General features: G+C 72.8%; 17 protein-coding genes. 11 read left to right on the plus strand and 6 right to left on the minus strand.

Translation table 11 applies throughout. The features are described 5' to 3' along the window. The first annotated feature begins 34 nt into the window (after positions 1 to 34). From J7462_RS07425 to J7462_RS07475, 11 genes are all read left to right on the plus strand, one after another. Positions 35 to 5,023, plus strand: a complete 4,989-nt coding sequence (locus J7462_RS07425) for a type I polyketide synthase (RefSeq protein WP_219462962.1) — start codon at positions 35 to 37, stop codon at positions 5,021 to 5,023. A 59-nt stretch (positions 5,024 to 5,082) separates the two neighbouring features. Further along, a complete protein-coding gene (locus J7462_RS07430) occupies positions 5,083 to 5,391 on the plus strand; it encodes an acyl carrier protein (protein WP_208566792.1) in 309 nt (102 codons plus the stop codon). 2 nt (positions 5,392 to 5,393) lie between these two features. Next, positions 5,394 to 6,218: an alpha/beta fold hydrolase gene (locus J7462_RS07435; RefSeq protein ID WP_255598285.1), complete on the plus strand. Its 825-nt coding sequence runs from the start codon at positions 5,394 to 5,396 to the stop codon at positions 6,216 to 6,218. Positions 6,219 to 6,244: 26 nt separating this feature from the next. Further along, complete coding sequence (locus J7462_RS07440) at positions 6,245 to 7,207, plus strand: sulfotransferase domain-containing protein (protein WP_219462966.1); 963 nt, start codon at positions 6,245 to 6,247, stop codon at positions 7,205 to 7,207. Between the two features lie 89 nt (positions 7,208 to 7,296). Then, positions 7,297 to 9,126, plus strand: a complete 1,830-nt coding sequence (locus J7462_RS07445) for a hypothetical protein (protein WP_308291101.1) — start codon at positions 7,297 to 7,299, stop codon at positions 9,124 to 9,126. 191 nt (positions 9,127 to 9,317) lie between these two features. After that, a complete protein-coding gene (locus J7462_RS07450; protein WP_308290800.1) occupies positions 9,318 to 10,313 on the plus strand; it encodes a PHB depolymerase family esterase in 996 nt (331 codons plus the stop codon). 83 nt (positions 10,314 to 10,396) lie between these two features. Further along, the gene (locus J7462_RS07455; RefSeq protein ID WP_219462968.1) at positions 10,397 to 11,557 is read left to right on the plus strand and encodes an ABC transporter ATP-binding protein; all 1,161 of its coding nucleotides are present in this window, start codon (positions 10,397 to 10,399) and stop codon (positions 11,555 to 11,557) included. Next, positions 11,554 to 12,381, plus strand: coding sequence for an ABC transporter permease (locus J7462_RS07460; protein ID WP_307799143.1), 828 nt, complete (start codon positions 11,554 to 11,556; stop codon positions 12,379 to 12,381). Before J7462_RS07455 ends, J7462_RS07460 begins: the two co-directional genes overlap by 4 nt. Positions 12,382 to 12,441: 60 nt before the next feature. Further along, complete coding sequence (locus tag J7462_RS07465; protein WP_219462970.1) at positions 12,442 to 13,299, plus strand: 3'(2'),5'-bisphosphate nucleotidase CysQ; 858 nt, start codon at positions 12,442 to 12,444, stop codon at positions 13,297 to 13,299. Next, positions 13,296 to 14,210: a sulfate adenylyltransferase subunit CysD gene (gene cysD, locus J7462_RS07470; RefSeq protein ID WP_219462972.1), complete on the plus strand. Its 915-nt coding sequence runs from the start codon at positions 13,296 to 13,298 to the stop codon at positions 14,208 to 14,210. The genes J7462_RS07465 and cysD overlap by 4 nt, the downstream gene beginning before the upstream one ends. Continuing rightward, on the plus strand, positions 14,210 to 15,514 hold the full coding sequence (locus J7462_RS07475) for a sulfate adenylyltransferase subunit 1 (RefSeq protein ID WP_219462973.1): 1,305 nt from the start codon (positions 14,210 to 14,212) through the stop codon (positions 15,512 to 15,514). The genes cysD and J7462_RS07475 overlap by 1 nt, the downstream gene beginning before the upstream one ends. 59 nt (positions 15,515 to 15,573) lie before the next feature. Here the strand turns inward: J7462_RS07475 and J7462_RS07480 are convergent, their stop codons facing one another. From J7462_RS07480 to katG, 6 genes are all read right to left on the minus strand, one after another. Further along, positions 15,574 to 17,133, minus strand: a complete 1,560-nt coding sequence (locus J7462_RS07480) for an FAD-dependent monooxygenase (protein WP_219462975.1) — start codon at positions 17,131 to 17,133, stop codon at positions 15,574 to 15,576. 270 nt (positions 17,134 to 17,403) lie between these two features. Beyond that, positions 17,404 to 18,024, minus strand: a complete 621-nt coding sequence (locus J7462_RS07485; protein WP_219462978.1) for a TetR family transcriptional regulator — start codon at positions 18,022 to 18,024, stop codon at positions 17,404 to 17,406. 68 nt (positions 18,025 to 18,092) lie between these two features. Next, positions 18,093 to 19,085, minus strand: a complete 993-nt coding sequence (locus tag J7462_RS07490; RefSeq protein ID WP_219462981.1) for a DUF916 domain-containing protein — start codon at positions 19,083 to 19,085, stop codon at positions 18,093 to 18,095. Positions 19,086 to 19,098: 13 nt separating this feature from the next. After that, positions 19,099 to 19,638, minus strand: a complete 540-nt coding sequence (locus tag J7462_RS07495; RefSeq protein ID WP_219462983.1) for a hypothetical protein — start codon at positions 19,636 to 19,638, stop codon at positions 19,099 to 19,101. A 56-nt stretch (positions 19,639 to 19,694) separates the two neighbouring features. Continuing rightward, positions 19,695 to 20,225 carry a hypothetical protein gene (locus tag J7462_RS07500; RefSeq protein ID WP_219462985.1) on the minus strand — a complete coding sequence of 177 codons (531 nt, stop codon included), beginning with the start codon at positions 20,223 to 20,225 and terminating at the stop codon, positions 19,695 to 19,697. 121 nt (positions 20,226 to 20,346) lie between these two features. Further along, a complete protein-coding gene (katG, locus tag J7462_RS07505; RefSeq protein ID WP_219462988.1) occupies positions 20,347 to 22,623 on the minus strand; it encodes a catalase/peroxidase HPI in 2,277 nt (758 codons plus the stop codon). Positions 22,624 to 22,639 lie beyond the last annotated feature (16 nt).

Below are 22,639 nucleotides of genomic sequence, written 5' to 3' on the forward strand. Positions count from 1 at the left end.
CCGCCCCCACCCGCCCCATCCGTCGGAGGAACCGATGAACAACGGCGCCGCTGCGCCCGGCCAGATCGCGATCGTCGGGATGGCCGCCCTGATGCCCTCCGCCGGTGACCTGGAAAGCTACTGGCGCAACCTGATCGGCGGGGTCGACGCGATCACCGACGTCCCCGCGCACCGTTGGGACGAGGAGTTCTACGACCCGGAGCAGTCCCACCGGGCCGACCGGATGTACTGCCGGCGCGGCGGGTTCGTCGACGAGTACGCCACCTTCGAGCCGCTGCGGTTCGGAGTGATGCCGGCCTCCGTCGGCGACATCGAGCCGGACCAGCTGATCACGCTGGAGGTGGCCGCCGCGGCGATCGACGACGCGGGCGGCGGCGACCGGCTCCCGGCCCGCGACCGGATCGGCGTGATCCTCGGCCGGGGTGGCATCCTCAGCCCCGCCCAGGCCCGCTACGCCCAACGGGTGCGGATGTCCAGCCAGGTCGTCAGCATCCTGCGGGAGCTGATCCCCGATGTCGACCCGGCCCGGTTGGAGCTGCTGCGCAAGAAGTTCGACGAGCGGCTCGGGCCGTACCAGCCGGAGGGGACGATCGGTCTGGTGCCCAACCTGGCCGCCTCCCGGGTGGCCAACCGGCTCGACCTGCGCGGCCCGGCGTACACCATCGACGCCGCCTGCGCCTCGTCGCTGATCGCCGTCGACCAGGGCATCACCGAGCTGGTCAACGGTCGGCTCGACGCGGTGCTCGCCGGTGGCGTGCACCACGTCCACGACATCAGCTTCTGGTCGGTGTTCAACCAGCTCCGGGCGTTGTCCCGGCAGGGGGAGATCCGGCCGTTCGACGCCGCCGCCGACGGCCTGCTGATCGGCGAGGGCACCGGTGTGGTGGTGCTCAAGCGGTACGCCGACGCGGTGCGCGACGGCGACCGGGTCTACGCGGTGATCCGGGGCAGCGGGGTGTCCAGCGACGGCAAGTCGGCGAGCATGTTCAACCCGGCGGTCTCCGGTCAGGTGCTGGCGATCCGCCGGGCCTGGGAGGCCGCCGGGCTCGACCCGACCGCCCCCGACGCGTTGGGGCTGCTGGAGGCGCACGGCACCGGCACCCCGACCGGGGACGCCGCCGAGCTGACCACGGTGGCGGAGGTGTTCGGCCCGTACACCGGTGGGCCGCGTCCGGTGATCGGCTCGGTGAAGTCGATGATCGGGCACACCATGCCGGCCGCCGGGGTGGCCGGCCTGATCAAGGCCGCGCTCGCCGTGCACCGGGGGGTGCTGCCGCCCACCCTGCACTGCGAGACGCCGCGCAAGGAGATGGCGGCGACCCGGTTCGCGCCGATCGACACCGCCCGGCCGTGGGAGAGCGACGGGCCGCGCCGGGCCGGCGTCAACGCGTTCGGGTTCGGTGGGATCAACGCCCACCTGATCATCGAGCAGGCCCCGGTGTCGGTGGGCGAGCCGGTGGTGGGGCTGACCGCCCCGGCCGCCGGCCGGGCCGTCGTCGACGAGCCGGACCAGGTGCTCTGGCTGGCCGCGTCGGACCCGGCCGGGCTCGCCGACCTGCTGGACCGCGACGACCAGGAGGTACGCCGGATCGGCGTCGAGCTGGCCGCCCGCTCCGGCGGGGAGGCCCCGCCGCAGACCCGGCTGGGCATCGTCAACCCGACGGACAAGCTGCTCGCGGTGGCCCGCAAGACGGTTGCCCGGGGGCAGGCGTGGCGGGGCGGGCGGGACATCTGGTTCAGTCCCCGGCCGCTGCTCGGCCCGGGGGCGGGCAAGCTCGCCTTCGTCTTCCCCGGCCTGGAGGCGGAGTTCGCCCCCCGCACCGCCGACCTGGCCGCCCACTTCGGCCTGCCGGACCGCGAGTGGTCCGCCGCCGACCTGGGCCGGCACGGCGCCGGCCTGATCGAGGTGGGCAAGCTGCTCGACGACGCCCTGGCCCGGATGAGCGTACGACCCGACGCGGTCGCCGGGCACAGCATCGGCGAGTGGACCGCCGCCGCGGTCAGCGGCCAGATCAGCACCGCCGCGATGGACGAGTTCCTCGACCTGTTCAACGCCGACTCGGTGGAGGTCTCCGGCTACGTCTTCGCCGCCGTCGGGGCCGGCGCGGACCGGGTCGCCCCGCTGCTCGGCGACTACCCGGGGGTGGTCCTGTCGCACGACAACGCTCCGGCGCAGTCGGTGGTCAACGGGCCGGAGCCGCAGGTCGACCGGCTCGTCGAGGCGCTGCGTACCCGCAACATCCTGTGCCAGAAGCTGCCGTTCCGGTCGGCGTTCCACACCCCCGCCTTCGCCGACGGGCTCACCTCGATCGGTGCCGCCCTGGGCCGCTGGGAGGTGCACCCGACCCGGATGCCGGTCTGGTCGGCGACCCTGCACGCGCCGTTCCCCGCCGACGAGGAGGAGGTCAACCGGATCTTCGTCCGGCACATGATGGAGCCGGTCTGGTTCCGGCAGACCGTGGAGGCGATGTACGCCGCCGGGTTCCGGGTGTTCCTCCAGGTCGGCGCGGGGCAGCTCGCCTCGCTGATCGGGGACAACCTGCGCGGGCGCGACCATCTGGCGATGCCGGTGAACACCGCGCACCGCAGCGGGTTGAACCAGCTGCGCCGGGTCGCCACCGCCCTGTGGGTGGAGGGGGCCTCCCCGGATCTGGGCGCGCTGACCCCGGCCGATCGGACGGCGGCCACGACGCAGCGCCGTACCCCGGATGCGGCCGGCACCGACGGCCCGGCGAAGCCCGGGGTGGGCACCGGCCGACGCGGTCCCCGGATGAAGCTCGACCTCGGCGGGCCGCTGGTCCGCCTCGGCGCGGACGCCGCCGGCCTGCTCGGCGTGACCGCGTCGCAGGACGCTCCGCTGTCCACCCCGGGCAACGGAAACGGCGCGGCCCGGCCGGCCGTGGTGCCCGCCACGGTCACCCGGCCGACCGCCGTGCCCGCTGCGGTCACCCGGCCGACCACAATCACCCCGCCGGCTGCCGTGCCCGCTGCGGTCGCCCGACCCGCCGCCGCACCGCCGCCGGTCACCGCACCGCCGCCGGCCGTGGCACCGACGGCCGCACCGGTCCCGGTCGCCCGGGTGGCCGGACAGCCGGCCGCCGCCACGCCGGCCGGTGCTCCGGCCGCCGCGCTGGACGCGCTGCACCGGCTCTCCGGCGGTTCCAGCGCCGCCGCCGAACTCGCCGCCCTGCTGCGGGAGAACACCCGGGGCACGGCCGACGCCCCGACGGCCACCGGTGGCAACGGCACCGCGACGTCGGCCCGACCCGCGACCGCCCCCACCGGGCGGCCACCCACCACGCCGACCGGGATGCCGCCCACCACGCCGATGGCGAAGACGCCCACCGTGCCGACGGCGCAGACCGCCACCGTGCCGACCGGCAACCGGCCGGTGACGCCGGCCGCCCCGGTCCGCCCGGCGACCGTCGCAGCGGTCGGCGCGGAGATCGGTCGGATCACCCGGCGGATCTCCCTGGAAACCATGCCCTACCTGCTGGACCACTGCTTCTTCGTGCAGCCCGACGACTGGCCGGACCCGGAGGACCGGTGGCCGGTGGTGCCGGCGACCGCCCTGGTCGCGCACATGATGGAGGCCGTGGAGCAGCTGGTGCCCGGCGTCCCGGTGGTGGCGGTGCACGACGCCAAGTTCAACCGGTGGCTGATCGCCGAACCGGCCACCGACGTGGAGATCGTGGTCCGCGCGGCCGGCCCGAACCGGTACGCGGTCGCCTTCGCCGGGTACGCCCGGGCGACCATCGAGGTCGGCACGGCGTACCCGACGCCGCCGCCGGTCTGGACCCACGACCCGGCCACCGAACGCCCGCCCACCCTCGGCGCCGCCGAGATGTACGCGGAGCGGCTCATGTTCCACGGCCCGCAGTTCCAGGGCGTGACCGAGGTGCACGCGCTCGGCGACATGCACGTACGCGGCATCGTCACCGCACCGGTGCCCCCGGGTGCGCTGCTGGACAACGCCCTGCAGCTCATCGGCAACTGGCTGATCACCACCCAGCCGTTCCGGACCGTCGCGCTGCCGGTCGGTCTCGGCCAGGTGCGGTTCTACGGTCCGCCACCGCCGGCCGGCCGGGCGTTCGAGTGCGTCGCCCGGGTCCGCGTCATCGACGACGGCAAGCTCGTCGCCGACACCCAGCTCAGTTACCAGGGCCGGGTGTGGTCGGAGATCGAGGGGGCGGTGGACCGGCGGTTCGACAGCCACCCGCAGGCCCGGGTCGCGGAACGGTTCCCCGAGCGGCACCCGATGTCGCTGTTGCAGCCCGAGGGCTGGACGATGGCCTTCGACTGCTGGACCGACCTGGTCACCCGGGGCATGGCCGCCCGGGGCATCCTCGGCGGGGCCGCCTACGCCGAGTACGAGCGGCACCCGGCCAAGACCCGCAAGCAGTGGATGCTGGGTCGGATCGCGGCCAAGGACGCGGTGCGGGCCCGGCTCTGGGAGGACGGCCACACCGACATCTACCCGATCGAGCTGACCGTCGGCAACGACCCCGACGGCCGGCCGTGGGTGCGTGGGCGGCCCGGCCGGGGCCTCGGCGACTGTGACGTCTCGCTGGCGCACTGCGCGGAGATCGGGGTGGCGATCGCCCGCCGCCGGGCACCCGACGCGGTGCCCGGGTCCCCCGGCGTCGGCATCGACGTCGCGGAGGTCACCGAGCACCCGGAGAGCACCTTCACCTTCGCCCTCACCCCGGCCGAGCTGACCCTGCTGACCTCCCTCGCCGGCACGGACGTCGAGGCCCGGCGGTTGTGGTTCACCCGGTTCTGGGCGGCCAAGGAGGCGGTCGCCAAGGCCGAGGGCACCGGGCTGGACGGCTCGCCGCGCCGGTTCCGGGTCTACTCGGCCACCGACGTCGGGATGACCGTCCAGATCGGCGGACGGGCCTACCGGGTCGGTCACCGGGACGTGGCCAACCCCGAGGACCTCCCGCCGCGCCGTTACGTCGTGGCCTGGACCTGGGGGCCGGAGCCGGCACCCGCCACCCCGCCCGGGGTGTCCCGGCCGTGACCCGGCACCCGGTGCGCAGCACCGCCCAACCCATCCGATCAGCAGAAGGAGCAACGATCATGCCCGCGGCCCAGGACACCATCCTCGCCGAGCTCACCGAGATGATCGACGCCGTACTGGGCGACTTCGCCGACGACCAGGTGGTCACCATGGACACCACGTTCTCCGGTGACCTGGGGATGGAGAGCATCGACGTGGTCGCGCTCGCCGGTCGGCTCCAGTCCCGCTACGGCGACACGGTGAACTTCGCCCACTTCGTCGCCAAGCTGGACCTGGAGACCGTCCGGGAGTTGAAGGTCGGCCAGCTCGTCACGCACATCGCCGAGTCGCTGGGGCAGGCCGACGAGGTCGGGGCGGGCAGCCGGTGACCATGGTCCGGGCGAACGGGATCACCCTGCACACGCAGCGGCTCGATCCCCCCGGTCCGGCCGTCGACGGCCGGACCGGGCCGACGCCGACCGCCGTGCTGATCCACGGGATGGCCTCGGACACCATGGCGAGCTGGTACTTCACCCTGGCCGAGCCGCTGTCCCGGGCCGGCTTCCCGACCGTCCTGTACGACCTGCGCGGCCACGGGCGCAGCGAGCGCCCCGCCACCGGGTACGCCCTGGACGACTTCGTCGACGACCTGGCGGAGCTGCTGGCCGCCCTGGACGTCACCGGGCCGCTGCTGTTGCTGGGCAACTCGTTCGGCGGGACCATCGCGTTCGGGTACGCCGCCCGGCACCCCGAACGGGTGGCCGGCATCGTGACCGTGGAGTCCGCGCCACCGGTCCCGGAGTGGATGCGCCGGGTCCGTGAGCGGCTGGCCCGGGTCGCCGACCGGCTGCCCCGGGCCGGGGCGGTCACCGAGATCGGAGCCCGGCGGGGCCGGGTCGCCGCCCAACGGGCCGCCGAGACGCACCGGATGCTCACCGACACCAGTCTGGCGCAGGAGTTGCCGGCGAGCCCGCTGCCGACGGCCGGGGCGCTGGCCGCGATCGACTGCCCGGTGCTCTGCCTCTACGGCGGCGACTCGGCGGTGGTGGAGCTGGCCCCGACGGTACGCGGGCTGCTGCCGCAGACCCGGGTCGTGGTGCTGCCCGACCAGCGGCACACGGTGCTGATCGACCGGCCGGAGGAGGTGCGCCGGCAGGTCTTCGCCTGGCTCGCCGAGGACTGCTCACTCGACGTGGCCCAACCCACCACAGCATGACGACGCGACACGCAGGAGGAGTACCGATGGACACCCCGATCACCGGCCGGTCGATCATCATCAGCAACGGTCGGTGCGGCTCCACGCTGCTGTCCGACCTGATCCACGAGGAGCCGGACACCCTGTCGGCCCAGGAGTTCTTCATGTCGGTCGCGCCGTGGGCGCGCAGTGCCGAGGTGCTCACCGGCGCCGAATACTGGGCGGTGCTGGCCAGCCCCAAGGCGGAGCTGTCCACGCTGTTCCGGATCGGCCTGCCGCCGAAGGAGGTCCGTTACCCGGCCACGGGCCGGTGGGCCGACCGGCTCACCGAGCTGCCCCGCATCCTGGCGATCACGCTGTCGAAGCTGACCCCCGACCCCGATGCGCTGTTCGACCAGCTCGCCGAGCGGGTGCCGCAGTTCCGCACCCAGACGGTGGCCCAGCACCACCACGACTTCCTGGATCTGCTCGCCGTGCTGACCGGCAAGACCCGGTGGGTGGAACGCTCCGGCGGCTCCAGCCACGTGGCGCCGTACCTGCTGCGGGGGTTCCCGGACTGCAAGGTCGTCTACCTGACCCGCAGCTGGGAGGACACCGCCCGGTCGATGAGCCGGCACTCGTCGTTCCAGCTCATCCAGTTGCGGGTGGAGTTCCTCGGCCGGTGCGGTCTGGACCCGTTCCGGGTCGGCGCGGACCAGGCGGTGCCGGAGGACCTCCAGCCGTACCTGCCGGACCGGTTGACCGCCGACGCGCTGCGCGAGCGGGGCCAGGACCTGCGCCGTTACCTCGGGTTGTGCGCCTTCATGAGCAGCCAGGCCGACCAGGCGCTGCGGGACGTGCCCCCGGCGCACCTGCTGCGGATGTCCTACGAGGACCTGGTCGCCGACCCGGTGGCCGAGCTGACCGGTCTCGGCCGGTTCCTGGACTTCCCCGACCCGTCCGGGTGGGCCGAGCGGATGGCGTCGCGGGTCGTCGCCCCGGCGCCCCGGAAGCTGCCCGCCGCCGTCTAGGCGGTCCCTGTGTGTCCCTGCCCGCTACCGGGTCCGGTCCGCCGGGCCCGGGAACGGGTGTCCACCTTCCTTCGAAAGAGAGATTGTTGGTGAATCCACTCCGGTTCTCCGCACGGCGGTTGTCGACCGCCGTCGCCGTACTCGGACTCGGGTCGGTGTTGGCGGTTCCCTCGGCGGCGCTCGGTGCGCCACTCGACGCCGCCGACCCCGGCAGCGCGGCCAGCGCGGCCGGCGCGCAGCAGAGCAGCCCGCAACTGCTCGCCAAGGCTCAGCCGGACGAGTGCTTCGCCGGGATCGGGCTGCCGTACCCGGCCGGGCCGCCGTGCGCCGAGGGCAAGACCAAGGTCAACCAGGCGTACCTGTGGGGGATGACCCGGGTCGGCAAGATGCTGTGGTTCGGCACCGGAGCGAACGTCAACTGCCTGACCAGCGGACGGGCCCTGCGCAACACCACCCCGACGGTCAACGACGACTGGGTCTGCGAGTACGGCGAGAGCCAGGTCGCCAAGCGCAACCCGCAGTTGCCGCCGATCCTCGGTGACCACCGTCAGCCGCGCCTGTACACCTATGACACCCGCGCCAACAAGCTGACCGAGAAGACCGACCTGGTGAAGGCGGCCTCCACCGAGGACTCGAACCGGTTGCAGACCACTGCGGGCATCCGGGCGGCCGGCAGCTTCAACGGGGTGGCCCTGCTGGGCGGCCCGGCGCTGGGCACCAGCGTCAACCTGTTCGCGTTCGACACCGACACCGGCGCGTTCCTCGGCTCCCGCAACTTCCCCATGTACGGCAACATCCGGCACTTCACGGTGGCCGGTGACGCCCTGTACGCCGGGGTGGGTGTCGGGGCCAACGGGGGTGAGCGCGGCAACGTGCTGCGCTGGACGGGCAGCAAGTCCGACCCGTTCGCGTTCACGGTGGTGGCGAACCTGCCGGCGCAGGCCGCCGACCTCACCGTCCACCAGGGGCGGCTGTTCGTCACCACCTGGCCGGGCTCCGACGCCGAGCTGGCCGGCCCGACGGCTGGTTCGGCCGCCCCGCCGCCGAGCATCGCCGCGGTCTGGATGAGCCCGCTGCTGGCCTCGGGCGCCCCGGGGCTCAACCCGGAGGACGCCGACGGCTGGCAGCAGGTGTGGAACGTGTCGGAGTACGAGCCGGACCCGGTGGTGGCCCGCGCGTACGCCCTGGGTGGCCTGGCCTCCTACGGCGGTTTCCTGTACTGGGGCACGATGCACGTGCCGATGAAGGCGACCACGGTGCACATGTCGACCTACCCGCCGGTGGACGAGGCGGCGGCGCAGGCCACCATCCAGAACACCCAGCGGTCGATCAGCATCTACCGGGGCCGCAACTTCGGCTCCCACTTCGAGAAGGTCGAGCTGCTGTACGGCGCGACCGAGCTGCCCGCGTTCGACCCGGCGGCCAACAACGGGGTCGGGGCGTGGGCGTTGCAGTCGACGCACCAGACGCCGAAGTTCGGCCCGCCCGGTTTCGGTAACCCGTACAACAACTACACCTGGAAGATGGTGGTGGCCGGCGGGAAGCTGTACGTCGGCACGATGGACTGGAGCTACCTGGCCAAGGAGCTGGGCAAGGAGACCGCCGCCGAGTTGGGCCTGTCACCGGCGTTGGCCGACGACCTGGCCCGGGCGCCGATGGACGCGGCCGGGATGCGCTCCAGTGCCCTGCCGGAGGCGGTCTACGGCGGTGACCTGTACGCCTTCTCGTCGCCGACGAAGCCGGCGACGACGGTGGACAACACCGGGTTGGGCAACTACCTGAACTACGGCATCCGCAACATGGTCGCCGACGGTCCCACCCTCTATCTGGGGATGGCGAACCCGATGAACCTGCGGGCGGACCCGACCGACGACGTCCCCGAGGGTGGTTGGGAACTGCTCCGGCTCCGGGGCTACTGAGCTGAGGCGTCGGCCCGGTGACCGCGTCGTCGCCGGGCCGGCGGCCTCCGCCGTCCCTTGCCCAATCCTGGCGCGTCCCTGACGTTGCTCGAACATTCCCGGGCGAAAGTATTGATATGATGCCTTTTACCGTTTTTCGCCCTGAAGTCGGGCAGCACTCCGCCCGGCCGGGCCGGTCGGCTCGTCGGCTCGTGGGGGCGCTCGCCCTGCTCGTCGCGCTGACCGCCCCCGCCGGATGCAGCCCCCGCCGCGAGGACGCCACGCCCACCGGCGGCACCACCCCGCCCGCCAGCGCCGCACCCTCCGCCGACGCCCGGCCGGACGTCGCCGTCGGCAGCTCCACGCACACCATCACCGTGGACGGGCGGGAACGCAGCTACCGGCTCTACCGGCCCGCCTCGGCCGACCTCAGCGGGCCGGTCCCGCTGGTGGTGATGCTGCACGGCGCGGCCGGCACCGGCGAGCAGGCCGAGCAGGCGTACGGCTGGACGGCCCAGGCCGACCGGGACGGCTTCCTGGTGCTGTTCCCGGACGGGCTGAACCGGGCCTGGGCCGTCGGTCCACAGTGCTGCGGCGCACCCGCCCGGGAGGGCGTCGACGACGTCGGCTTCATCACCGAACTGGTCACCACCGTCGGCCGGGAGCTGCCGGTCGACCCGGCCCGCCGCTACGTCACCGGGATCTCCAACGGCGGGCTGCTGGCGTACAAGCTGGTCTGCGACACCACGACGTTCGCCGCGATCGGCGCGGTGGCCAGCACCCTCACCGGGCAGTGCGCCGATCCGAAACCGGTCTCGGTGCTGCACATCCACGGCCGCCAGGACCAGACCATGCCGTACGCCGGTGGCCCCGGCCGCCGGGACAACGGCGGCACCGGCCGCAACCCGGTCAAGATCGACGGTCCGCCCACCACCGAACTGGCCGCCCGCTGGCGCTCCGTCGACTCCTGTGGCGCACCGAAGGTGACCACCGACGGGCCGGTCACCCGCACGACGGCGAACTGCGCCCAGGGCCGCGCCGTCGAGCTGATCACCGTCGCCGACGCGGGACACCAGTGGCCCGGCGGACGGCCCAACCCGCCCCGGGCGGAGAAACTGCTCGACCTCGATCCCCCCTCCACCGCGCTGAACGCCACCGACACCATCTGGCGGTTCTTCGCCGCGCACCCCCAGCCCTCCGGCGGCTGACGGCACCACCACCGGCCCCGGCTGCTGACGGCACCACCCGCCGGCCGGGGTCGGTACCCGCACCCCACAGGACAGGAGTTGAGATGCCCAGCAGAGACGGGCCGGCAGTGGTCGAGGTCGACGACCTCGTCAAGCGTTATCCCCGCGCGGACACCAACGCGGTGGACGGGCTGTCGTTCACCGTCGCGCCGGGCGAGATCTTCGGGCTGTTCGGGCCGAACGGGGCCGGCAAGTCCACCACCGTCGGCATCCTGACCACCCGGCTGCGGGCCACCGGCGGCCGGGTGGTGGTCGGTGGGGTCGACGTGGGCCGGGACCCGGCCGCCGCCCGCGCCCAGCTGGCCGTGGTGCCGCAGCACAACAACCTGGACCGGGCCCTGACCCCCCGGCAGAACCTGGTCTACCACGCCACCTACCACGGGGTACGACGTCGGGAGGCGCAGGCCCGCGCCGCGGAGTTGCTGGAGCGGTTCGGTCTCACCGAACGGGCCGACCGGCGGATCGAGGCGTACTCGGGCGGGATGGCGCAGCGGTTGATGATCGCCCGGGCGCTGACCCACGAGCCGACGGTGCTCTTCCTCGACGAGCCGACCAACGCCCTCGACCCGCAGACCCGCCTGTTGATCTGGGGGCAGCTGCGCGAGCTGCGGGCCCGCGGGGTGGCGATCGTGCTGACCACCCACGCGATGAACGAGGCGGCCCGGGTGGTCGACCGGGTCGGCATCGTCGACCACGGCCGGCTGCTCACCCTCGACACCCCCACCAACCTGGTCCGGGGCCTGGCCGGGGACGCGCTGCTCGACCTCACGGTCACCCCGGCCGGCGGGGACGACCCGGACGCGCTCTGCGCCGCCCTGGGCGAGCTGACCGGCGTACGCAAGGCGGAACGGTTGGCGACGCCGACCGGCCCGCCCGGCGGGCGACCGGGCGGGCTGGCCGGTGTCGGTGCGGGTGGTGCCGCGATGTTGGCCGCGCTCGCCGCCGGTGGTGGTGGGCGGCCCGGTGGCGGCCGGTTGGCCGCCCTGGCCGGGGCGGGTCTGCTGGGGCGCGGCGGCGGCGCTGCGGGCAACGGCGGCCGGGGCCGGCTGCGCATCCGCCTGCACCTGGCCGGCGATGCCGCCACCCTGCTCGGCCCGGCGGTGGCCGCGCTGGCCGCCCGGTCGGCGGCGGTCAACGCGGTCGACATCAGCGAACCCAGCCTGGAGGACGTCTTCATCGAACTCACCGGAAGGCAACCGAGGTGACCGCTCTCGACACCCCGACCCCACTGCGCCCGGCCACCGAGCCGCGCTCCCGCCCCGGCACCGGGCGGGTGTTCGCCGCGGTGCTGCGCCGCGACCTGATGGTCACCGGCCGGGAACTGTGGGTCATCCTGGTGCAGGTCGGGTTGACGCCGCTGTTCATGCTCTTCGTCTTCGACACCGTCCTGGGCAGCCAGGGCCTCGTCGGGCGCGGCTTCGCCGACGTCTTCCTGCCCGGCATCATCGCGCTGGCCGCTCTCACCACCGCGTTGCAGAGCGTGGCCCTGCCGCTGGTGAAGGAGTTCGGCTTCACCATGGAGATCGAGGACCGGTTGATGGCGCCGCTGCCGACCGGGTACGTCGCGATCGGCAAGCTGGTGATCGCCACCATCCGGGGGCTGCTCGCGGCCGTGCTGATCTATCCGCTCGGGGCGCTGATGGTCGGTTCCGCGCCGTGGCGGCCGGCGGGGCTGCCGCTGGCGTTCGTGGTGGCGCTGCTCGGGGCGTGGATCGGCGGGGCGATCGGGATGAGCCTGGCCACCACCCTGCCGGTGCAGCGGATCAACGTGACCTTCTCGGTGATCCTCACCCCGATCATCTGGACCGGCTGCATCCACTACCCGTGGCCCCGGCTGTCGTCGGTGCCCTGGTACCAGGTGGTCACCGCGCTCAACCCGATGACGTACGTCTCGGAGGGGGTGCGCGGGGCGTTGCTGCCCGGCGTGCCGCACCTGCCGGGGTGGGTGTGCCTGACCGTGCTGACCGGGGTGGCCGTCGTGCTGACCTGGGTCAGTGTCCGCTGCTTCAACCGTCGGGCGATCCAGTGACCAGCCGCGCCCGGCACCGCACCCGCACCACGCCCGTTCCCGACAGGTCGAGGAGTTGCCATGGTTGACCCCACCATCGCCGAATCCGACGCGGCGCTCGCCCGCCGGCTCGCCGTCCTCGCCGGTGAACTGCTGCTCCGGGTACGTGCCACCCACGGTCACGCCGATCCCGCCGCGTTGAAGGCCGCCGGTGACCGGGCGTCGCACGACTTCCTCCGGGCCGAGCTGGCCCGGTGGCGGCCCGCCGACGCGGTGTTGTCCGAGGAGGACGAGGGCTCGCGGCTGGTCGACGGCGGGGACCCGGTGTCCCGCCGGACCGCCGACCGGGTGTGGATCGTCGACCCGTTGGACGGCACCCGGGAGTTCTCCGAGCCGGGGCGTGCCGACTGGGCGGTGCACGTGGCGCTCTGGGCCCGCGACGCGGCCACCCCGCACGGGTTGGTCGCCGGGGCGGTCGGGTTGCCGGCGCAGAGTCGGGTGCTGGCCACCGACGATCCCACCGCACCGCCGCCCCCGCCTGGCGGGGTGATCCGGCTCGCGGCCAGCCGCAGCCGTCCCCCCGCGTTCCTGGCCGCGCTGGCCGAGGAGGTCGGCGCGGAACTGGTGCCGATGGGTTCGGCGGGGGCGAAGATCGCGGCGGTGGTGACCGGTGAGGTGGACGCCTACATCCACGCCGGCGGCCAGTACGAGTGGGACTCCGCCGCACCGGTGGCGGTGGCCACGGCCGCCGGGTTGCACGCGTCCCGCATCGACGGTTCCCCGCTGACCTACAACGAGGCGGACCCCCGGCTGCCCGACCTGCTGGTCTGTCGCGACGAGCTGGCCGGGCCGCTGCTGGCCGCGCTGCGACGGCAGCTGGCCGGCACGGCGGTCCCGTCCGGTTCCCCCGTCCCCCACCCCGGAAAGGACCCGAGATGAGCAGCGGATCGGCTGCGTACCAGGTCTCCCAGCTCGACGAACTGGAGGCGGAGAGCATCTTCGTGATGCGTGAGGTGGTCGCCGAGATGGAGCGGCCGGTGCTGCTCTTCTCCGGTGGCAAGGACTCGATCGTGATGCTGCGCCTGGCGCAGAAGGCGTTCGCCCCGGCCGGCATCCCGTTTCCGGTGATGCACGTCGACACCGGGCACAACTTCCCCGAGGTGCTCGACTACCGCGACCAGCGGGTGACCGAGTTGGGTCTGCACCTCATCGTGGCGAGTGTCCCGGAGGCGCTCACCCGGGGCCTGGTCCGCGAGTCCGGTGACGGGATGCGGAACCGGATCCAGACGCCGGTGTTGTTGGACGCGGTGGAGAAGCACCGGTTCGACGCGTTGTTCGGTGGGGCGCGGCGGGACGAGGAGAAGGCGCGGGCGAAGGAGCGGGTGTTCTCGTTCCGGGACGAGTTCGGGCAGTGGGATCCGAAGAATCAGCGGCCGGAGTTGTGGTCGTTGTACAACGGTCGGCATCATCCGGGTGAGTCGATCCGGGTGTTCCCGTTGTCGAACTGGACCGAGTTGGACATCTGGCACTACATCGCGCGGGAGCGGGTGCCGTTGCCGTCGATCTACTACGCGCACGACCGTGAGGTGATCGAACGCGACGGCATGTTCTACGCCGTCAACGAGTTCTTCACCCCCCGGGCCGGCGAGGAACCCTTCACCGCCCGGGTGCGGTACCGCACGGTCGGCGACGCGTCGTGCACCGCCGCCGTCCGCTCCGACGCGGACACGGTGGAGAAGGTGATCGACGAGGTCGCGTCGACCCGGATCACCGAGCGGGGCGCCACCCGGGGCGACGACCGGGTCAGCGAGGCCGCCATGGAGGACCGCAAGCGGGAGGGCTACTTCTGATGAGCACCGAGATGCTGGCACCGGCCGGTTCCCCGGCCGAGGCCCGACCGATGGACCTGCTGCGGTTCGCCACGGCGGGCAGTGTGGACGACGGCAAGTCGACCCTGATCGGTCGGTTGCTGTATGACACGAAGTCGTTGTTCACCGACCAGTTGGCGGCGGTGGAGGCGGTCAGCGCGGCCCGGGGTGACGAGTACACCAACCTGGCGTTGCTCACCGACGGTCTGCGGGCCGAGCGGGAGCAGGGCATCACCATCGACGTGGCGTACCGCTACTTCGCCACCCCCCGGCGCAAGTTCATCATCGCCGACACCCCCGGGCACACCCAGTACACCCGCAACATGGTCACCGGCGCGTCCACCGCGGACCTCACCCTGGTGCTGGTGGACGCCCGTAAGGGCCTGGTGGAGCAGTCGCGGCGGCACGCGTTCCTGTGTTCGCTGCTGCGGGTGCCGCACCTGGTGTTGTGCGTCAACAAGATGGACCTGGTCGACTACTCCCAGGACGTCTTCGAGCAGATCGCCGACGAGTTCACCGCCTTCGCGACCAAACTCGACGTGCCCGACCTGGCGGTGATTCCGGTGTCGGCGTTGCAGGGTGACAACATCGCCACCCGCGCCGACACCATGCCGTGGTACGAGGGTCCGTCGCTGCTGCACCACCTGGAGCACGTGCACATCGCCTCGGACCGCAACCTGGTCGACGTCCGGTTCCCGGTGCAGTACGTGATCCGCCCCCAGTCGACCACGGTCACCGACTACCGGGGCTACGCCGGGCAGGTCGCCTCCGGGGTCCTCAAGCCCGGCGACGAGGTGATGGTGCTGCCGTCCGGCTTCACCAGCCGGATCGCCTCGATCGACACCGCCGACGGCCCGGTCGACGAGGCGTTCCCCCCGATGTCGGTCACCGTCCGCCTCGACGACGAGATCGACGTGTCCCGGGGCGACATGATCTGCCGGCCGAACAACACCCCGACCGTCTCGCAGGACATCGAGGCGATGGTCTGCTGGATGGACGAGACCCGCCCGTTGGAGGTCGGCGGCCGGTACGTCGTCAAGCACACCACCCGGACGGCGCGCGCCATCGTCCGCGAGCTGCACTACCGGCTCGACATCAACACCCTGCACCGGGACGAGAGCAGCACGTCGCTCGCGCTCAACGAGATCGGGCGGATCCGGTTGCGGACCACCGTGCCGTTGCTGGCCGACGACTACCACCGCAACCGCACCACAGGCGGTTTCGTCATCATCGACGAGACCACCAACCGCACCGTCGCCGCCGGCATGGTCATCCAGCGGGACTGACGCCGCACCACGCACCGGCCGGCCCGGCACCTCCCCGCCGGGCCGGCCGACCCCGGCCTTCAGGACCGGTCGGCGCGCGGCGGGCCGAACCAGCGGGTGAGCGCGGCCCGCAACCCGTCGCGGTCCGCGTCGTCCCGGGTGGACTGCCAGGCCACGTAGCAGTCCGGACGCAGCAGCAGCGCGGTCGACGTGCCGTCGCCGGGCGCGTCGGCCGCTGCGGTGTCCAGGGCGAACCGCCCGGTGACCACGTCGACCCGGTCCCGCCACGGCCCGGCCACCTCGGCCAGCTCGCCGGTGGGGTCGAGCAGCAGCGCACGGGCGGTCCGGGTCAGCCCGGCCAGCCGTACCGGGCCGGCGTCGGTGTGCCACACCAGGTCGGGTGCCCAGCGCCCGACCAGCGGCCCGCCCGGCGTCCCCGTCTCGTAGCGGATGTCCGCGCCGGCCAGGAGGGCGGCGACGTGGGCGGCGTTCTCCGGCCGGCTGAGCAGCTCGCCGAGGAGCACCCGCAGCGCGGTGACGTCACTGCCCGGGGCGATCAGCGCCGACTGGGCCTGCGTCGACATGGTCACCCGACGCGCCACCGGGCGACGCTCCGCCTCGTACGAGTCCAGCAGCCCGTCCGGGGCCCAGCCGTGCAGCTGCCCGGCCAGCTTCCAGCCCAGGTTCACCGCGTCCTGGAGGCCGAGGTTGAGTCCGGGCCCGCCGATCGCGGAGTGGACGTGGGCGGCGTCGCCGAGCAGCAGCACCCGCCCGGCGCGGTACCGTTCGGCGAGCCGGGTGTTGCCCCCCACCAGGCGGCGCAGCAGGTGCGGCCCCGGGCCGGCCGGCGGATCGATCGGCACGTCGACCCCGAGCACCCGGGCGACACTGGCCCGCATCTCGGCGAGGGTGAGTGGCCCGTCGAACTGCCTCGCGTCGGGCCACTCGATCGTGCTGAGGCCCGCCGGACGCCCGGTGAAGGGGGCCCAGGCGATCAGTCCCCGCTCGGTACGGGTGTGCCGGAACGGTGCGACGGTGCCGTACCCGGGAATCGCGAGGCCGCCGGTCGACGCGTCGATCAGCTCCGCCGGCAGGCTGACCTGGGCGGTGCGGGAGACGGTGCGATCCGTCGACACGCCGGGGAAGTCGATCCCGGCCAGCCGGCGGACGACGCTGTGCCCGCCGTCCGCGCCGACCAGGTAGCGGCAGCGCAGGGTCGTGCCGTCGGAGAACGCGACGCGTACGTCGTCGGCCCCCTGGGTCAGCCCGGTCACCTCGTGCCCCCGGCGGACCTGCACGCCCAGTTCGGCGGCCCGTTCGGCGAGCACCCGCTCCAGGTGGGCCTGCGGAACCTCGATCAGGTGCAGTGGGTTGTCCGGCACCGCCCGCAGGTCCAGCGGCAGCGCCCCGAAGACGAACCCGGGCGCGGGCTGTGGCGGTGCCGGATCGTCGACCAGACGGTGGTGCAGGCCGCGCCGGTCGAGCATCCGAACCACCTGTCCGACCAGTCCGTTGGCACGCTGCTCGGTGGTGGGTGCCGACAGCCGCTCACACACGACGGGCCGAACGCCGGCCAGGGCCAGTTCGATGGCGAGCAGGAGGCCGTTCGGGCCGGCACCGACGATTACGACATCGATCATCGCAAGATCCTTTCGGGGGCAGGGTGGCCCCGCTCGCCGGGACGGCGGCGGACCATGGGCAGGACAGGACACCCCGACGGCCTCGGGGTGGACGCGGTGAGCTGCGGTTCAGAGCGGGCGGTCGTCGCGGTGCGCGGATGATGCCGGCGTACGGTCGGGCCGGCGCGCGTGGGTCAGGCCGGCGTGCGCATGGTCAGGGATGCACGGTCAGCGGTGACGCGGAGAGCGGGCCGGGGCAGGGACATGGCCGAGGCAGGGCAGGGGATGCGGTCATCGTGGTGTGGGCGCCGGCAGGCCGGCGGCGAGTTGGGCCAGCGCGTCGGGGAGCAACCGCTCCATCGGAACGGGCGGATCGGCACGCAGGTAGTGCCGGATCGCCGCGTTCACGGCGGCGGTCACACTGGCCGCGACGAGATGGGGATAGAGGTCGCGTCCCAGGTCGGTGCCGGTGCGTTCGGCGACGGCTGCGGCCAGGTCGGCCTCGGCGATCGCGCTGGCGCGCAGCATCTCCGCCTGCAACGCCGGCTCGGCGAGCATCACCGCGAGCCCGTCGACCCACTCGGCGTGCGCGCCCGGTGGCGACTGGGCGACCTCCGGGCCGGGGGTGAACCGGGTCAGCGTCGCCTCGACCAGCGCCGCCCAGAGTGGTTCGCCGGCCGGCCGCTGGCGCAGCGCCTCGGCCACCCGGCGACTGCGGTCGAGATGCCGGAAGGCGATCGCCTCGGCCTTGCTGGAGAAGTAGTTGTTGAACGTTCGCGGGGAGACGCCCACGGCCTGGGCGATGTCCTCCACCAGCACGTTGTCGAAGCCCCGGGCCACGGTCAGCCGGATGGCCGCCCAACTCAGCGCCGCCCTGGTCTCGATCTTCTTGCGCTCACGGAGGCCGCTCATGTGACCACCGTACAGGAAAGTGCGCACCACGCAATATTACGTGGCGCGCACTTTCACTGTCGATCCGCTCAGGCGGGTAGCGCCTGCCGCGACCGGCCTCGACGGCGGAACACGTAGCCGGTGAACAGGAGCAGGACCACGGCCGACGCGACGAAGCCGCCGGTGAGCACCAGTCCGGAGCGGTCCGTGCTGGTCGCGGCGGCGGCCGTCGGCCCACCGAAGGAGACCGTGCCGGTCGCGGTGCGCTTGGTCCACCCGCTGGCGAGGTCGAGCCGGGCGGCCCACGGGCCGTCCGGCAGTCGGGGGTCCAGCACCACGCGTACGGTGGTGGTGGCGCCGAGGGCAAGCGTGTCCGCCTCGGCGCGCACCGGCCCGACCGACAGCCCACCCGGGCCGTCGGTGAGGCGTAGCTGGCCGGCGAGATCCAGCGCCCGCTGCCCGGTGTTGCGCACCTCGGCGGTCACCACCGGTGCGCCGTCGCCGTCGCGGTCGCCGGTGAGCCCCGACACCTCGAAGCCCGACGGCGGCTCGCCGCCCGGCCCGACCGACAGGTACACCCGGATTCCGGCCCGACCGATGTTGCGGACGTTCGCGCCGTCGGTGGTGGACACCTCGGCCCAGATGACCGCGTACCGTTCCCCGGCGGATGCCTTCTTCGGCACCGTGATGGTCACCGTGAGCACCGCCTCGTCGTCGGGCTCCAGCTCCACCTCGTCGCGGTCGACGGTGATCCAGCTGCTCAGCTCGTTGGGCGTCCGGTCGGGTGCGAAGACGAAGCCGGTGCGGTCGATCTCGGCGGCGGCGGCGTAGACGGCGATCTTCCGCTCGACCTCCGAGACGTTCTCCACCACGATCCGCCGCCTGATGGTCGTCCCGGGGTGGACGTGGTCGACGATGTACTTGTGCGCGCGGCTGTCGTCGCGCCGGTTCACCGGGGCGTCGAGCAGCCGGATGCCGACCGCCGCGGCCGGCCCGCTGAAGCTCGGGCTCGGCTGCGGCGACGGCGACGCGGCAATCGCCGGTGTCCCGGCCGCCACCAGGACGGTGACGGCCAGGATCACGACACGGAGTCGGTCAGGCCACCGAATGGGTGATCACCCCCGAGTAGAGTCCGCCGACGGCTGCGGGCGGAATGGTGATCCGGAGGCTGGGGTCCCAGGTGGCCGAGTTGTTGCCGCTGCCGGAGGTCTTGGAGAAGGCCGTCCGGGGCAGGTTGAGCGTCACCGCGTCGGCCACGGTGGGTTGACCGGGCACGAAGGTGCCGGTGCCCGTGGTGGACAGCGCCGGCCCGGACCAGTACTCCACCAGGTTGGGCAGGATGGTCTCCTCACCCGAGCCCGCACCGGTGGTGAACGAGGTGCTGGTGACCGACGCGGTCCAGGTCGCCGAGAGCGCCGCCCGGCTGTCCGTGACCGTGACGTTGCCGAGCGAGCCGGTGATGGTGGAGCCGGCGAAGGCCGCGCCCAGGTTCACCGAGGCGGGCACGGCGATGTCCAGGTTGGCGGTCGACACGGTGAAGGTGACGATGGTGTCGCCCGACGGGGCGGCGGCGGCGGGCGACGCTACGGCGAGCACCGCCGCCCCGGCGGCCAGGGCGAGCAATGACTTCTTCATGCCTCCACGCTAAACACTCAAAAAGCCCATAGGTTGCATTAGCGTCAAATCACCCATTAGGCGACAGAGTGTGTGATGGTGCCGGAGTAGACGCCCGTCACCGCTCCGGCGGGGATCGCCACGCGGAGGGTGGGCGCCCAGCTCACGCTGTTTCGCTGGTTGCCCGTGGTCTTGCTGAACGCGATCCGTGGCACGGTAAGCGTCACCGCCTGGGCTGCGGTGGCCTGACCAGGCACCTTGGTACCCCCACCGTTCTGCTTGGTCACCGGGCCCGACCAGTAGGAGACCTGGGTGGTGGCGATGGTCTGGGCCGGGCCACCCCCGCCGGTGATGAACGCCGTGGCGGACACGGTGGCCGTCCAGGTGTTGGGGTTGGTCGTCCGGGTGTCCGCCACGGTGACGGTGCCCAACGAGCGACTGAGGGTGGTCCCCGCCAGGCCCGCACCGAGGCTGGCCGTAGGGGGCACGGTGATGTCCAGCCCGACCACCAGCGCCATCGCCTGCACACGGGCGACGGGTGCCACGCCGGGCGGCGCGACGCCACCGACGAGCAGCAACGGGCTGACCAGGGCTGCCAGGAAATACACGGAAGAGACTATATGGCGCTTTGGCAGCTTTTGTCCAATATGAAGTGGGTTCACCCGCCCCCGAACCGGAACGGGCCCCGGCCGATCGTCGATCGGCCGGGGCCCTTCAGGGAACCTGGGGTCAGGACAGGTCGAACCGGTCCAGCTCCATGACCTTGGTCCAGGCCGCCACGAAGTCGGTCACGAACTTGGTGCCCGCGTCCTGGCTGGCGTAGACCTCGGCGAGGGCCCGCAGCTGGGAGTTGGACCCGAAGATGAGGTCGACCGCGGTGGCGGTCCACTTCACCTCGTCGGTGGCCAGGTCCCGGATCTCGTAGACGTGCTCGTCGGACTCCGACGCCCGCCACCGGGTGCCCGGCGAGAGCAGGTTGGCGAAGAAGTCGTTGGTGAGCACGCCCGGCCGGTCGGTGAGCACGCCGTGCGCCGTGCCGCCGACGTTGTTGCCGAGGGCCCGCAGACCGCCGACGAGGACGGTCATCTCCGGCGCGGTCAGGTTGAGCATGTACGCCCGGTCGACGAGCAGCACCTCCGGCTGGGTCTTCTCACCCGGACGCAGGTAGTTGCGGAACCCGTCGGCACGCGGCTCCATCACGGCGAAGGACTCGACGTCCGTCTCCTCCTGGCTGGCGTCGGTGCGGCCGGCCCGGAACGGCACGGTCACCTCGACACCCGCCTCGCGGGCCGCCCGCTCCACGGCCGCCGAGCCGGCCAGCACGATCAGGTCCGCGAGGGAGATCTTGGCCGCACCGGCGGCGTTGAACTCCCGCTGGATCCCCTCCAGCGTGCCCAGCACCGTCGCGAGCTGCTCGGGCTGGTTGACCTCCCAGCTGCGCTGCGGCTCGAGGCGGATCCGCGCGCCGTTGGCGCCACCGCGCTTGTCGGTGTGCCGGAAGGTCGCCGCAGAGGCCCACGCGGTGGCGACCAGCTGCGCGGTGGTCAGGCCGGAGTCGAGGACCTTCGCCTTGAGGGCGGCGACGTCGGCGTCGGACACCAGCTCGTGGTCGACGGCCGGCACCGGGTCCTGCCAGAGCTGCGGCTCGGCGACCCACGGGCCGAGGAAGCGGCTGACCGGGCCCATGTCCCGGTGCAGCAGCTTGTACCAGGCCTTGGCGAACGCCAGGGCGAACTCGTCCGGGTGCTCCAGGAAGCGCCGCGAGATCTTCTCGTACGCCGGGTCGACGCGCAGCGACAGGTCGGTGGTGAGCATCGTCGGCTTGTGCTTCTTGGCCGGGTCGTGCGCGTCCGGGATGATCGCCTCGGCGTCCTTGGCGACCCACTGCTTCGCCCCGCCGGGGCTGGTGGTCAGCTCCCACTCGTAGCCGAAGAGGATCTCGAAGAAGCGGTTGCTCCACTGCGTCGGCCGGTCGGTCCAGGTGACCTCCAGACCACTGGTGATGGTGTCGCCACCCTTGCCGCTGCCGTGGGTGCTCAGCCAGCCCAGGCCCTGCGCCTCCAGCGGGGCGCCCTCGGGCTCGGGGCCGACGTGGTCGTCGGCGATGCCGGCGCCGTGGGTCTTGCCGAAGGTGTGGCCGCCGGCGATGAGGGCGACGGTCTCCTCGTCGTTCATCGCCATCCGGCGGAAGGTCTCCCGGATGAAGTGCGACGCCGCGAGCGGGTCGGCGTTGCCCCGGGGACCCTCCGGGTTGACGTAGATGAGGCCCATCTCGGTCGCCCCGACGCCGGCCGCCATCTCACTCTCGGAGGCGTAGCGCTCGTCGCCGAGCCAGGTGTCCTCCGGGCCCCAGAAGATCTCCTCCGGCTCCCAGACGTCCTGCCGGCCGAAGCCGAAACCGAAGGTCGTGAAGCCCATCGACTCCAGGGCCACGTTGCCGGCAAGCACGAGCAGGTCGGCCCAGGAGATCTGCTGGCCGTACTTCTGCTTGACCGGCCAGAGCAGCCGGCGGGCCTTGTCCAGGTTGGCGTTGTCCGGCCAGCTGTTCAGCGGCGCGAACCGCTGCCCGCCGTCACCGGCGCCCCCACGGCCGTCCTCGATCCGGTACGTGCCGGCGGCGTGCCAGCTCATCCGGATCATCAGGCCGCCGTAGTGGCCGAAGTCGGCCGGCCACCAGTCCTGCGAGGTGGTGAGCACCTCGGTGATGTCCCGCTTGAGCGCCTCGACGTCGAGCTTGGCGAACTCCCTGGCGTAGCTGAAGTCCTCCCCCAGCGGGTTGCCCTTGGCCGAGTGGGCGTGCAGGACCGAGAGGTCGAGCTGGTTGGGCCACCAGTCCCGGTTGGTACGCGGACGCCCACCGGTCTTCGGCGTCGGCGAGTCGATCGCCGGGTTCTCGCTCTCGCTGCCGTGCGCGGTCACCGAGTCGTGCGCGACCGGGCAACCGGCCGCCGCCTTCTGGTCCACGCCCTGCGCGCTGGCGGGAGCGTTGTCCTGGGTGTCGCTCATGTGCTTCCTTCCGAAC

Source organism: Micromonospora sp. RL09-050-HVF-A (genome assembly GCF_019374995.1).
GTDB lineage: Bacteria > Actinomycetota > Actinomycetes > Mycobacteriales > Micromonosporaceae > Micromonospora > Micromonospora antibiotica.

Bases quoted from the DNA above. Each gene is read 5' to 3' on its own strand.
- J7462_RS07495 (WP_219462983.1), bottom strand. From the start codon at position 19,638: ATGAAGAAGTCATTGCTCGCCCTGGCCGCCGGGGCGGCGGTGCTCGCC.
- J7462_RS07440 (WP_219462966.1), top strand. From the start codon at position 6,245: ATGGACACCCCGATCACCGGCCGGTCGATCATCATCAGCAACGGTCGG.
- J7462_RS07465 (WP_219462970.1), top strand. From the start codon at position 12,442: ATGGTTGACCCCACCATCGCCGAATCCGACGCGGCGCTCGCCCGCCGG.
- J7462_RS07480 (WP_219462975.1), bottom strand. From the start codon at position 17,133: ATGATCGATGTCGTAATCGTCGGTGCCGGCCCGAACGGCCTCCTGCTC.
- J7462_RS07455 (WP_219462968.1), top strand. From the start codon at position 10,397: ATGCCCAGCAGAGACGGGCCGGCAGTGGTCGAGGTCGACGACCTCGTC.
- J7462_RS07430 (WP_208566792.1), top strand. From the start codon at position 5,083: ATGCCCGCGGCCCAGGACACCATCCTCGCCGAGCTCACCGAGATGATC.
- J7462_RS07485 (WP_219462978.1), bottom strand. From the start codon at position 18,024: ATGAGCGGCCTCCGTGAGCGCAAGAAGATCGAGACCAGGGCGGCGCTG.
- J7462_RS07435 (WP_255598285.1), top strand. From the start codon at position 5,394: ATGGTCCGGGCGAACGGGATCACCCTGCACACGCAGCGGCTCGATCCC.
- katG (WP_219462988.1), bottom strand. From the start codon at position 22,623: ATGAGCGACACCCAGGACAACGCTCCCGCCAGCGCGCAGGGCGTGGAC.
- J7462_RS07425 (WP_219462962.1), top strand. From the start codon at position 35: ATGAACAACGGCGCCGCTGCGCCCGGCCAGATCGCGATCGTCGGGATG.
- J7462_RS07475 (WP_219462973.1), top strand. From the start codon at position 14,210: ATGAGCACCGAGATGCTGGCACCGGCCGGTTCCCCGGCCGAGGCCCGA.
- cysD (WP_219462972.1), top strand. From the start codon at position 13,296: ATGAGCAGCGGATCGGCTGCGTACCAGGTCTCCCAGCTCGACGAACTG.